The following is a 12,032-nucleotide window of genomic DNA, read 5'->3' on the forward strand; positions in this document are numbered from 1 at the left end:
GCGTAAGTTGACGTGAACGTAACAACCTTGTGATCCGGATCACAGCGTGGGTGGAGTCCCAAGACTTCCCTGACCTGCGAGGAGATCACATGAGGCTGCCCTGGAAGCGCATGCTCACCGCGCTGGCTCTGGCATGTGCGGTGACGGCCGCACCGACCGCCGCCACCGCCGCAACCGCACATTCGGCCCCGTCCAGCGGATGGAACAACTTCTCGTGCCGGCCGTCCGCCGAGCACCCCCGGCCGGTCGTGCTCGTGCACGGAACGTTCGGCAACGGGACCGACAACTGGCTCGGGTTCGCCCCCTATCTGGTGGCCCGGGGCTACTGCGTCTTCTCCTTCGACTACGGTCAGCTGCCCGGCATCCCGTTCTTCGACGGGCTCGGTCCGATCGCGGACTCCGCGCAGCAGCTGGCGGACTTCACCGACCAGGTGCTGGCGGCCACCGGGGCGCCGAAGGCGGACCTGGTCGGGCACTCCCAGGGCGGCATGATGCCGCGCTACTACCTGAAGTTCCTCGGTGGCGCGGCGAAGGTGAACGCCCTCGTCGGCCTGGCTCCCGACAACCACGGAACCACCCTCAACGGGCTGGCCAACCTGCTCCCGTACTTCCCCGGAGCGGCCGACGCCATCCACTCGATCGTCCCCGGACTCGCCGACCAGGTGGCCGGATCGGTCTTCATGCAGACCCTCAACGCGGGCGGCGACACCGTCCCCGGGGTGCGCTACACCGTCATCGCGACCCGTTACGACGAGGTCGTCACGCCGTATACGTCGCAGTTCCTGTCCGGGTCGAACGTACGCAATGTGCTGCTGCAGGATCTGTGCTCGGTGGACATCTCCGAGCACGTCGCGATCGGCCTGACCGACCGGATCGCCTTCCATTAGGCGGCGAACGCCCTCGACCCGGCGCACGCCACCCGGACGACCTGCCTTTCCGTGCTCAGCTGACCCATGGCGGTGAGATGCGGGAGCCATCGGCGAGGACGGCCTCCAGGCCCACGCTGGTGGTGACCCACATCGTGGCCGGTTCCTCCGTGGGATTGCTGACGCCCAGGGAGGAGCCGGAGGGTGCGACGGCGGCGTCGCCCGGCGCCAGGGTGGACACCTCGCCGTCGATGCTGAACCGCACCGTGCCGCTCAGGACGAGGAAGACCTCCTCGCGGGTGATGGTGTGGGCGAGCCCCGCGGTGCCGCCGGGTATCTCGCCGCGCCAGGCGCACAGCTCCTCGCTGCCGTGCGCGGGCAGGATGTACGAGACGAAACGGACGCCGTGCATCTCGTGGACGACGGCTTCGGTTGCGGTGACAACAGGCATGGCGTACCTCCATATGGTCAACCTGCTTGAGCAAGTTGCTTGACAATATAGTCAAGCAGCTTGCGTAGTGTGTCAAGCTGTTCCCGTGAACAACGCTGACGCCATGAGCCTGACCGCGACCCTGCTCGCCGCGGCCGGCGGTCTCACCGCCGTGATCCACGAAGGTGTCGTCGCCCGCGGCTTCGACGACCTCAGGCCCGCCCACGGGTTCGCCTTCGCCCGGCTGGCACCGGGCGGCGCGACCGCCGCCGACCTGGCGGAACACCTCGGCGTCAGCCGCCAGGCGGCGAGCCAGATGGTCGAGGAACTCGTCGGCAAGGGCTACGTGGAGCGCCGCCCGCACCCGGACGACGCCCGCGCCCGTCTCGTCGTTCTCACCGACCGCGGCTGGGCCTGCACCCGCGCCGCGGAGGCGGCCGCCGCCGACGCCGTACGCCCCTGGGCCGCCCTCCTCGGCGAGCGCCGGCTGCAGGCCCTGCGGGACGACCTGGCCCGGCTGGCGCCGGGCGGCCCGATCCGTCCCAACTGGTAGCCGACCAACCGGTAGCCGACCGCTGCGGGTGCCCATGACACAGCAGTGCCCCTGCCCGGGGGGCGGCAGCCGCCCCGGGTAAGGGGGAGCGGTCGTCAGGAGCGGCGACGTCCCGCCGCGGTAGCCCTGCGACGGACGGTCGCGAGCAGCACCGTGGCCCCGGCCGCGATCACCGCGGCTCCGCCGATGGCGAGCGGCCCCGTACTGCTGGAGCCGCCGGTCTCGGCGAGATTCGTGCCGGCGGCAGGCGTGGTGGGCGCGGCGGAGCCGTCGGTCTGCGGCGCGTTGCCGCCCGCGGCGGGCATGGTCGCCGCCGTGTGGTCGTGGTGGACGGTGGACTGCGAGGCGCCCGCGGCTATCTGCGCCTCGGACGGCGCGGACGCGGCCGCCGACGGCGCGATGGTGGCCGGCGCGCTGTGCGTGGCGCTGTGCGAGGGAGTGGCCGGCGCCGGCGCCGAGCCGCCGGAGTCCTTGCCGAAGACCACGTCCGAGCAGGTGTAGAAGGCCTCGGGGCTGTCCGAGCGCTGCCAGACGCTGTAGATCAGATGGCGGCCGGTGCGCTGCGGCACCTTGCCGGAGAACGTGTAACTGCCGTCCTTGAGCGTCGGATCGGTGACGGACGCGAACGGCTTCGCCTCCAGGTCGGACCACTTCAGCGGCTTCGACGGGTCGTAGCCGTCCTTGGTGATGTACAGGTCGAAGGAGCCCTTGTGCGGGGCGGTGGCCCGGTACTTGAAGGTGAAGGAACCACTCTTCATGGCCGTGGCGGGCCAGTCCGCCCGCGCCAGATCGAGCCCCTTGAACTCCGTGTTGCCGGCGCTGCACAGCTTTCCGTCCGGCACCTTGGACCGGCTCCGCCCGCCCGCCTCGCCGTCCCGGATCCCGTTCCAGTCGTAGAGCGCCTGCGTCCCGCCCGCCGCGACAGCGGCCTTGCACGCGGCGGACCGCGGACTCTCCGGACCCTCCGCGTAGCAGGCGGACACCCGGCTGACCGGGTTCGACATCGAGCCGTGCGCGCTCGCGGGAGCGGAGGCCAGGCCGGTCAGCACCAGCGGCCCGAAGCCCATGACAGCGACTGCGGCAGCCTTGCGACGTACGGTCATTCCGGGGGTCTCCTTCGACGGTGGCACGGGCCCAACGAGCAGCACGCTAGCCCCGAAGAACCGTCAGAACCCCGCCGCCAACTGCGAAAACCCGATCTTTATGGGCGCGTTAAGGGGCCCCTGAGAGCTGATTAAGAACGCGCCCCGGTGATCGGCCGTGGCAGGGTGGCGGCATGACTGAACCGAGCCGACGGCCTGCCGCGCTGGAACTGATCGAGGCCGTCGTCGACGCAGGCAGCTGGCGTCGGTGGGACGAGCCCGTCACCGTGCTGCCCGAGGCGGCGGAGTACCGGGCCGATGTGGAGAAGGCGCGGCTGCGGACCGGACTCGATGAATCCGTCGTCACGGGTGAGGGACGGATCCGGGGTCGGCGGGTGGCGCTGATCGCGGGGGAGTTCGGGTTTCTCGGCGGGTCGATCGGGGTGGCGGCCGGGACGCGGCTGGTGACCGCGGTGGAGCGGGCGACGCGGGAGCGGCTGCCGCTGCTCGCGTCCCCGGCCTCCGGCGGTACGCGGATGCAGGAGGGCACCATCGCCTTCCTGCAGATGGTCAAGGTCGCGGCCGCCATCACCGACCACAAGGCGGCCGGCCTGCCCTACCTCGTGTACCTGCGGCATCCGACCACCGGCGGGGTGCTCGCGTCGTGGGGATCGCTGGGCCATGTCACGGCCGCGGAACCGGGGGCGCTGATCGGGTTTCTCGGTCCGCGGGTCCATGAGGCGCTGTACGGCGAGCCGTTCCCGGCCGGTGTCCAGGTCGCCGAGAACCTGCTGGCCAACGGCCTGGTCGACGCCGTGCTTCCGGCGGGACAGCTGGCCGGGGTCGCGGCGCGGGCGCTGGACGTGCTGTGCGGTGAGGCGGGTGATGACGTGGAGGCTGTTTCCGGTGCCGACCGGCGGGCGGGCACGGTTGCCGAGGTCTCCACCGCCGACTCGATCCGGCGCTCGCGCCGCCCGGACCGGCCGGGACTGCGGGCGCTGCTGGATGGCGCCGGGCGGGAGGTCACCCCGCTGAGCGGTACCGGCGCGGGGGAACGTGACCCCGGACTGCTGCTCGCGCTGGCCAGGTTCGGGCCGACGCCGTGCGTCGTGCTCGGCCACGACCGGCGCCCGGACGAGGCGGGGCCCGCCCCGCTGGGTCCGGCCGGGCTGCGGGAGGCGCGGCGCGGTATGCGGATCGCGGCCGAACTCGACCTGCCGCTGCTCACCGTCATCGACACCGCGGGTGCGGCGCTCAGCCGGGAGGCGGAGGAGGGCGGCCTCGCGGGGGAGATCGCCCGCTGCCTCGCCGACCTCGTCACCCTCCGGGCACCGACCCTCTGTCTGCTGCTCGGCCAGGGCGCCGGCGGCGGCGCCCTGGCGCTGCTGCCCGCCGACCGCGTCATCGCCGCCCGGCACGCCTGGCTCTCGCCGCTCCCGCCGGAAGGCGCGTCGGCGATCCTCTACCGCACGACGGACCGGGCGTTCGAGGTCGCGGAGCGGCAGGGCGTGAGTTCCGCCGATCTGCTCGCCAACCGGATCGTCGACACCATCGTCGAGGAGACTCCCGACGCGGCGGACGACCCCGGCGAGTTCCTCACCCGCCTCGGCGCTCTGCTCGGTACCGAGCTGGCCGCTCTGCGGGCCCGTGACCGCGGCGAACGGCTGGCCGCCCGGCGGGCCAGGTACCGCAACCTCGGGCTGCCTTCGTGAGGCTCGCGCCCTAATGAGAGAGCCCTTCTCCCTCATTAGGGGTCGTAGGCTGGGGTGAGGTCGTCGAACGGCCGGATCCGCGGTGGAGAGGGGAGATCCATGGCACGTCAGCTGGCGTTGGAGCTGGTGAGCACCGTCCGGCACGACGGGGACGGCGGCGTCGCCGACGACCTCACCACCGTCGAGGAGACGACCCGCTGGATCCAGGAGTGGGCCGGCCTGCTCTCCGTGCACAGCGCCGCCGGCGCGGAATTCGCCGCGGACGAGGAGCTCAGAGACCGTGTCGTCGCCCTCCGGCAGGCGGTCCGGGCGCTCTTTGCCCTGGCCGTGAGCCCCGCCCCGCCGAGCCGCGCGGACGCCGACCGCCTCCTGCCCGCCGAGCAGGCACTCGACCGGCTCAACTCCGCGGCCGCGGGTGAACCGGTCGCCCCTCAGCTGGTCTGGCTTCAGGGTGAGACTCCGGCCGTCCGGCTGCTGTCCACCGCAGACGACCCGGGGGTGCGGATCGTCGCCGCTCTGGCCCGTGCCGCCATCGAGTTCCTGGCGGGTCCGCAACGGGAACTGCTGCGGGCCTGCACGGCACCGCGCTGCGTGCGCTACTTCGTCAAGGGACACGGCCGGCAGGAATGGTGCAAGCCGGCGTGCGGCAACCGGGCCCGGGTCGCCCGCCACTATCAGCGCACGCGCACCGGGGCGGACACGGAACCGGACCGGAGCTGACGCGCGCCGACCTGGTCGTGGGTGAACTCGTCGGCCGGGCCCGTTGTGCCAGGATCGCCGCCATGAGCCTGAGGATCACCGTCGCCGCCGACGCGGCCACCGCCCCCTTCGAGCAAGTGCGTGAGCAGATCGCCGATCAGGCGCGCACCGGCCGACTCCCCGTCGGCCACAAGCTCCCGACCGTCCGGGGCCTCGCCGAGGAGCTGGGCCTCGCGGCCAACACGGTCGCCAAGGCCTACCGCGCCCTCGAGGCCGACGGCGTCGTCGAGACCCGCGGCCGGAACGGCACCTTCGTCGCCGCCGCCGGCGACGCCGCCGAGCGCCAGGCCGCTGCCGCCGCCGCGGAGTTCGCGCAGCGCGCTCACCGCCTCGGGCTGGACCGCACGGCCGCCCTCGCCGCCGTCCAGGAAGCGCTGCGCGCCGCCTACGACAGCTAGGCCCCCTCCGGCGGGCACGCCCCCTCCGACGGACAGGCCCCCGCCGTTGGGCAGGTCCTCGCTCCGGGGCGCGCGCCGCACCTGCGACGTCCGCGACACCCGGCCGAAGCCCCACCCGAACCCGGTACCGATCAGAGGTACAGACCGTCCGAGGTCGGGGCCGGAGCCGGGATGGTGGAGCCGGCGCCGCGCCGCAGCGCGTACAGCTCGGCGAGGGTGGCGCCCTCGCGCCCGATGCCCTCGGTGGTGCCGAGCCAGGCGGCGGACTCGTCGCGGGTCAGCGGGCCGACCTCGATCCGCGACAGGCAGCGGCCCGGCCGGACGACGGCGGGGTGCAGCCGTTCCAGGTCCTCGTTGGTGGTGATGCCGACGAGCACGTTGCGGCCCTGGCCGAGCAGGCCGTCGGTCAGGTTGAGCAGCCGGGAGAGCGCCTGGCCGGTCTGGTGCTTGGCCTGACCGCGGATCAGTTCGTCGCAGTCCTCCAGGAGCAGCAGCCGCCAGCGGCCGCCGGCCGTGCCGTCGTCCTCGCCGATGGCGATGTCCATCAGATAGCCGACGTCGTTGAAGAGCCGCTCGGGGTCAAGGACGCAGTCCACCTGGCACCAGTCGCGCCAGGAGCGGGCCAGGGTGCGCAGCGCCGAGGTCTTGCCGGTGCCGGGCGGGCCGTGCAGGAGCAGCAGCCGGCCGGTGATGTCGTCCTTGGTGAGCTTCATGAGGCCGTCCATGGCCTCGGCCACCGGGGCCGTGTAGTTGCCGCGGAGCTCTTCCCAGGTGGCGGCGGAGATCTGCCGGGTGGTGCGGTGCGGGCCGCGGCGCGGTGAGACGTACCAGAAGCCCATGTTCACGGTCTCGGGCTGGGGTTCGGGCTCGTCCTCGGCGTCCTCGACGGCCCGCGCGAGCACCTGATCGGCCAGTTCGTCGGTGACGGCGGCGACCGTGACGTCCGCGCCGCGGTTCCAGCGGGAGATCAGGATCGTCCAGCCGTCGCCCTCGGCGAGCGTGGCGCTGCGGTCCTTGTCGCGGGCCTGGCGCAGCACGGCGGCGTCCGACGGGATCAGCGTCAGGCCGGACTTGACGTTCTCCAGGGACGCGCCGCGGGAGTACGGCTGCTCGCCGGAGGTGAAGCGCCCGAGGAAGAGCGCGTCGACGACGTCGGACGGCGAATCGCTGTCGTCCAGGCGCAGATGGACGGGTACCGCGCGGTGCGGCGGGCGCGGGGCGTGCCGGGCGTGTGCGGGGTCGGGCAGGCTCTGCGGCACAGGCCTCCTCGGGTCATGGGGCTTTGCGGACATGCGGCCCATGATCCGGCACGGGGGCCGCATCCGCCCAGTGCTTTTCCGGGCCGGAAATCAACCCCTGAACCAGGCCGGAAACGCGGCACGGAACGAGGCCGGAACGAGGCCTGGAAGAGGTTTGGACGCGGCCTGGTCGGCGTGGAGTTGAGGCGTTACGGACGTTTCATATGAATGCAATGCACACGACAAAGATTCATGGTCAGGACACTTCCCCCCGTGGGTTACCGGCGGGTACAACAGGTCTCGCAGAGATCCTGCCCAGGGAGGTTCCATGAGACTGTCCCGGTTGGCATCAGCCGTATCCGCGCTGATCCTCACCACTGGCCTCGCGCTCATCGGCGCGGCCCCCGCGCACGCCGCGGCGCCCTCGTACGCAGCCCTCGGAGACTCGTACTCCGCAGGCGTCGGCGCCGGCAGCTACGACAGCTCCAGCGGTGACTGCAAGCGCAGTACCAAGGCCTATCCCGCACTGTGGTCGGCGGCCCACGCCCCGTCCTCGTTCGCCTTCACCGCCTGCTCCGGTGCCCGTACCGGTGACGTCCTCAACAACCAGCTCGGTCCGCTCAACGCGTCCACCGGACTGGTGAGCATCAGCATCGGCGGCAATGACGCGGGCTTCTCCGACGTCATGACCACCTGTGTGCTCAACTCCGAGAGCACCTGTCTGGCCCGGATCGCGCAGGCTCGCACCTACGCGGACAACACCCTCCCCGGTCTCCTCGACAACGTATACGACGCGATCCACGCCAAGGCCCCCAACGCCCATGTGGTCGTGGTGGGCTACCCGCACTTCTACAAGATCAACGGAAATTGCTGGGGCGGGCTCAGTGACACCTCCCGTGCCGCGATCAACGGCGCGGCCGACGAGCTCGACACCGTGACGGCCAAGCGCGCCGCCAACCACGGCTTCAGCTTCGCCGATGTGCGCGGCACCTTCACCGGGCACGAACTCTGCTCGGGATCACCCTGGCTGAACAGCCTGACGTTCCCGATCGACGAGTCCTACCACCCCAAGGCGGCCGGCCAGTCCGGCGGCTACCTGCCCGCGTTCAGCTCCGCCGCCTGATGCGCTGACCGATGCGCTGACCGATCCGTACCGTTCACCCCGGCCGCCGGCGTCGTCGACGTCGGCGGATCCGGTCGGCAGTCCACGGTGAACGACACCGGGTCGGACCGGAACTGCTTCGGGGCCCCGACCTCCACCACGATCCGGTCGGTGCTCTGCTTGCCCGCCTCGAACGACAGCTCGGTGTGCTGGTACGTCCGGGACTTCGGGCCGTCCGCGGCGAACTCGGCGGTCTTCCACCCGGGGTCGGAGTTGCGGCCGCTGTCCGTCGTCCAGCGGAACACCACCGTCGCCGGAGTGCGGTCCACCGTGATCACCGCGGTGAACTCCGGTGCCTGGCCGGACGGCGCCGGGCATGGCCCCGTATAACTCTCCCGCTCGGCGGTCACCTTGATGGTGACCTTGACGACCGGAATGCCGGACGACGAAGGGGACGCCGTGGTCGTCGTGACCGTCGGACCCGCCGTGGTCGTCGGCGGAGTGGTCCGGGTCGTGGACGTTCCCGTGCCGGTGGACGGGGTACTGCTGCTCGAACTCGCTCCGGTCCCGCCGGTGGACGCCTTGTCGTCCTCCGTCCCGTGGTCCAGCAGCGTCCAGGCCACCACGCCCGCCGTCAGGGCGAGCACCAGCGCCCCCGCCGCCAGCACCGTCGCGACCCGCCGGCGCCGCGTCGGATCCGGCTCGGCGCCGTAGGACGAGGGCCCCGGCCCGTACGGGGATCCGTACCCCGGGACGGTCGGCGGTGTCGGGCCGCCGGTCCCGCCGGATGGCATCGGCTGCGGCATCGGCTGCGGCACCGGTCGCGGCAGCGGTTGCGGTAGCGGCTTCGTCCGGGGCGAGGAGCCGGAAGCGGCCGGGGGATACCCGGTGGACGGCGGCCCGGTGCGGCCGGCCGCAACAGCGTCCAGCATCTCCTGGGCCTCGCTCCCGCTGATGCGGTCCGCCGGGCGCTTGCGCAGCAGCCCCTCCAGCACCGGACCCAGCGGCCCCGCCCGGCGCGGCTCGGGCAGTTCGTCGTCGACGGCCGCGCGCAGCGTGCTCAACGCCGAATCGCGGCGGAACGGCGACGCCCCCTCCACCGACCGGTAGATCAGCACCCCCAGGGACCACAGGTCCGACTCCGGCCCGGGGGCGTTCCCCATGGCCCGCTCGGGTGCGAGGTATTCCGGCGATCCGATCAGCTCGCCGGTGCGGGTCAGCGCCGCGGTGCCCTCGATCATCGCGATGCCGAAGTCCGTGAGGACGACCCGGCCGTCATTGGCGATCAGGACGTTGCCGGGCTTCACGTCCCGGTGCAGCACCCCCGCGGCGTGCGCCGCGCGCAGACCGGCCAGGACGTGCGCGCCGATGTCCGCCGCCCGCCGCGGGGTCATCGGGCCGTCCGCGTCGAGGACGTCGGCGAGGGTCAGCCCCCGGACGAGCTCCATGACGATCCACGGCGCGCCGCCGGCCACCGCCACGTCGTACACCGTGATCACGTTCGGGTGGATGATCCGGGCCGCAGCCCGGCCCTCCTGCTCCAGGCGGGCGTACAGCTGCCGCACCTCGCGCTCGTCGAGGCCGGCGGGCGCCCGCACCTCCTTGACCGCGACCTCCCGGCCGAGCAGTTCGTCGCGGGCCCGCCACACGACGCCCATGCCGCCGCGGCCGAGTTCGCCGATCAGCCGGTAGCGGTCCGCGAGCACCCGCTCACCGCCCGTGCCTTCGCTCATGTGCGAACCCCCGCCCGTAACCGGAGTGATTCGGAGGAAATCTACCTCAAGCACGCGTGGTTGAAGCCGGTCCCGGCGATGATGGTGGGAGCGGCCGGGGGTAGGCTCCGGCTGTCGGGTGGCCGCCAACTGCCTTGCGTGCGGCGGCAATTCGCTGTTCAGTCGTCAACACCCAGGACCGGAAGGTGAATCCGGGACCTGGGATGCGCAGGTGACGCGTCGGGGCGATAGGGTTACCCTGCCCGGGCCGGGTGCCCTCGTACGGGTGGGGAGTGTCATGGAACAAATAGCTATGCGAAGCAGGCCGAGAGTGCCTGCCATCAACTGCGGAAGCAGCACGACCAGCACACGTCTGGACCGTCATCTCGCGATACTGGGCGGCCCTGCCGTACCGCACCGCGAGAGTGCGGAGGCGACGTTGCTGATGCGGGAGCTGACATCGCGGGATTCGGCGCGCACCAAGGCGAGCCGCAGTGCACGGGTGTCGCTGTTCGCGCCTCTGCGACGCCTGCGGCGCTCGCTGTTCGGCAGCCGCGGCTGATCCCACCTTCCGGCGGTCACACCGTCCCGGCACAGCGCTGCGGCCAGCGGCGTTGCGGTGTGCTCGCCGTGAACGGCAGGAGCTCTACGCGCGTCCGCGTGCGTTCGGACACCTGTGGCGACCACCCGCGCCGTCCGAACGTGCCACCGTGCGAGCCGACCTGTGCGCCTCGGCCCACGGTTCACAGCAACGCGAACTGACCGTCCGGCCCTTCCTCGTGATGGTCCAGCACCGAGGCGGGGCGCCGTGCTCCCGCGGGAGCGGGCAGCACCCCCGCGAGGCGCAGCGCGTCGGCGGAGATCCCCGCCGCGCGCGCCCGCCGCGACCCCGGTTCCGCCGCCAGCCGCTCCGCCAGCTTCCGCCGCTCCGGACGGAGCGCGGCCAGCAGCGTGAGCACGGTGACGAGTTCGAGCAGCTCCGTGGTCGTCTCCCGGGTCCAGCGCGCGGGGCGGAGCGCCTCCAGCGTCCCCGGGGCCGCGACGGCCGTCCGCCGCTCGTACCAGGCCTCCAGCACCCGCACCCCGCCCGCGTGGAACTCCCAGGCGGCGGCCGGCACCGGTGAGACCAGCCCGTCCCCGATCCGCAGCGCCTCCTCCTCCGGGTCGTACTCCAGCTCCCCGGCCCGTGGCGCGGGGGGAAGCGGCGCGCGCACGTACGGGCGCCGGCCGCCGGGCAGCCGGGGATGGCCGGCGGGCCGGCCCACGGCGGGATCCGCGCAGCGCTCGCCCCGGGTGTGCAGCCAGATCGACGTACGGCCCAGCTCGACGGCCGCGAGCCAGAGTTCCGGGTCGCGGGTGAGCGGCACCACGACACCGTCCCGCTGGTCCCGGGCGGGCAGACTCGCGACGGTGATCCAGGCGAGGAGGTCCTCGGCGCCCACCGGCAGACCGAGGAGCTCACCGAGCAGTTCGGTCAGGCCGGGCGCGAAGTTCGGGTCCTGCCCGCCGGGCCGCCGGTACAGCGGCCGGATCCGGCCCGGTTTCCCAGCGGGGGACCGGCCGTCGGGCAGCACGGCGCCGAACGCCAGTGCGGGACCGGGGACGTTCGGGAGCCGGGCCTGCTCCACGGCGAAGATCTGCCGCTCGTCGGCGACCCGCCACAGCTCCGGGCGGGCGGCGTCGATGAGCCGGTGGTCGGGGATCAGCCACTGCAGGTCGAAGGCGCCGTGCAGGACGCGGACCGGATCAGGGCACGGCCCGCTCTCGCGGGCGAGCCGGGTGGTGGCCGCAGGCGGCCCGTCCCGTCCCGGGACCGCGAGCTGGGGCGCCGGGGTGTGCAGTCCGCGGGCCCGGCTCGGACGCAGCAGCCGCTCACGTTCCGCGTCGTCCGGCGCCGCCAGCAGCGCGTCCCAGCGGGCCCGCAGCGCCTTCGCGTCGGGCGCCACCGCCCAGGACCGCCCGTACAGCAGCGGCGGCACGGACCACGGCATCAGATCGGCGAGCACGGGAGCGCCATGGCCCGCCCCGGAGTTGGAGCCGGCAGCTCGTGGCGGCGTCACGTCACGGGCCTCCCCAGCGCCTGGATTCGCGGATGCGCTTCCCACCGTCGGCATCGTACTGAGCCGCGCTCGCGGCCGCACCGCCACCCGGGAAGCGCGACCTGTGCGGATTGCCACCGA

The 12,032-nt window shown here is 72.8% G+C and carries 11 protein-coding genes and 1 pseudogene; 7 read left to right on the plus strand and 5 right to left on the minus strand.

Annotation, left to right across the window (positions count from 1 at the left end; genetic code table 11):
• The first annotated feature begins 89 nt into the window (after window positions 1-89).
• Window positions 90-950, plus strand: a pseudogene (locus O3W51_RS09925) (esterase/lipase family protein).
• Here O3W51_RS09925 and O3W51_RS09930 read toward each other — a convergent pair.
• Window positions 943-1,317 carry a cupin domain-containing protein gene (locus tag O3W51_RS09930; protein WP_138353322.1) on the minus strand — a complete coding sequence of 125 codons (375 nt, stop codon included), beginning with the start codon at window positions 1,315-1,317 and terminating at the stop codon, window positions 943-945. The pseudogene O3W51_RS09925 and the gene O3W51_RS09930 sit on opposite strands and share 8 nt — an antisense overlap.
• 85 nt (window positions 1,318-1,402) lie before the next feature.
• On the opposite strand from O3W51_RS09930, the gene O3W51_RS09935 reads away from it, so the two are divergent.
• Complete coding sequence (locus O3W51_RS09935) at window positions 1,403-1,849, plus strand: MarR family winged helix-turn-helix transcriptional regulator (RefSeq protein WP_138353321.1); 447 nt, start codon at window positions 1,403-1,405, stop codon at window positions 1,847-1,849.
• 95 nt (window positions 1,850-1,944) lie between these two features.
• On the opposite strand, the gene O3W51_RS09940 is transcribed toward O3W51_RS09935, so the two are convergent.
• Window positions 1,945-2,952 carry a lytic polysaccharide monooxygenase auxiliary activity family 9 protein gene (locus tag O3W51_RS09940; protein ID WP_198358255.1) on the minus strand — a complete coding sequence of 336 codons (1,008 nt, stop codon included), beginning with the start codon at window positions 2,950-2,952 and terminating at the stop codon, window positions 1,945-1,947.
• 173 nt (window positions 2,953-3,125) lie between these two features.
• Between O3W51_RS09940 and O3W51_RS09945 the strand changes: the two genes are divergently transcribed.
• The 3 genes from O3W51_RS09945 to O3W51_RS09955 all read left to right on the plus strand — a co-directional run bounded on the left by O3W51_RS09945 (window position 3,126) and on the right by O3W51_RS09955 (window position 5,800).
• The gene (locus O3W51_RS09945) at window positions 3,126-4,643 is read left to right on the plus strand and encodes a carboxyl transferase domain-containing protein (protein WP_138353319.1); all 1,518 of its coding nucleotides are present in this window, start codon (window positions 3,126-3,128) and stop codon (window positions 4,641-4,643) included.
• Between the two features lie 99 nt (window positions 4,644-4,742).
• Window positions 4,743-5,363, plus strand: a complete 621-nt coding sequence (locus O3W51_RS09950) for a CGNR zinc finger domain-containing protein (protein ID WP_138353318.1) — start codon at window positions 4,743-4,745, stop codon at window positions 5,361-5,363.
• Window positions 5,364-5,425: 62 nt separating this feature from the next.
• Window positions 5,426-5,800, plus strand: coding sequence for a GntR family transcriptional regulator (locus O3W51_RS09955; RefSeq protein WP_198358254.1), 375 nt, complete (start codon window positions 5,426-5,428; stop codon window positions 5,798-5,800).
• Window positions 5,801-5,931: 131 nt separating this feature from the next.
• Here O3W51_RS09955 and O3W51_RS09960 read toward each other — a convergent pair whose 3' ends face one another.
• Window positions 5,932-7,122 carry a DUF5925 domain-containing protein gene (locus O3W51_RS09960; protein WP_198358253.1) on the minus strand — a complete coding sequence of 397 codons (1,191 nt, stop codon included), beginning with the start codon at window positions 7,120-7,122 and terminating at the stop codon, window positions 5,932-5,934.
• A 244-nt stretch (window positions 7,123-7,366) separates the two neighbouring features.
• Here O3W51_RS09960 and O3W51_RS09965 point away from each other — a divergent pair, with 244 nt between their 5' ends.
• A complete protein-coding gene (locus O3W51_RS09965) occupies window positions 7,367-8,161 on the plus strand; it encodes an SGNH/GDSL hydrolase family protein (protein WP_138353315.1) in 795 nt (264 codons plus the stop codon).
• Here the strand turns inward: O3W51_RS09965 and O3W51_RS09970 are convergent.
• Window positions 8,131-9,873 carry a serine/threonine-protein kinase gene (locus O3W51_RS09970; protein ID WP_198358252.1) on the minus strand — a complete coding sequence of 581 codons (1,743 nt, stop codon included), beginning with the start codon at window positions 9,871-9,873 and terminating at the stop codon, window positions 8,131-8,133. The genes O3W51_RS09965 and O3W51_RS09970 overlap by 31 nt on opposite strands.
• 277 nt (window positions 9,874-10,150) lie before the next feature.
• On the opposite strand from O3W51_RS09970, the gene O3W51_RS09975 reads away from it, so the two are divergent.
• On the plus strand, window positions 10,151-10,414 hold the full coding sequence (locus O3W51_RS09975; protein WP_138353313.1) for a hypothetical protein: 264 nt from the start codon (window positions 10,151-10,153) through the stop codon (window positions 10,412-10,414).
• Window positions 10,415-10,595: 181 nt separating this feature from the next.
• Here O3W51_RS09975 and O3W51_RS09980 read toward each other — a convergent pair whose 3' ends face one another.
• Window positions 10,596-11,966: a type ISP restriction/modification enzyme gene (locus tag O3W51_RS09980; protein ID WP_187144816.1), complete on the minus strand. Its 1,371-nt coding sequence runs from the start codon at window positions 11,964-11,966 to the stop codon at window positions 10,596-10,598.
• Between the last annotated feature and the right edge of the window lie 66 nt (window positions 11,967-12,032).

Origin of the sequence: Streptomyces sp. H39-C1 (genome assembly GCF_027158125.1) — a bacterium.
GTDB classification, from domain to species: domain Bacteria; phylum Actinomycetota; class Actinomycetes; order Streptomycetales; family Streptomycetaceae; genus Actinacidiphila; species Actinacidiphila fildesensis.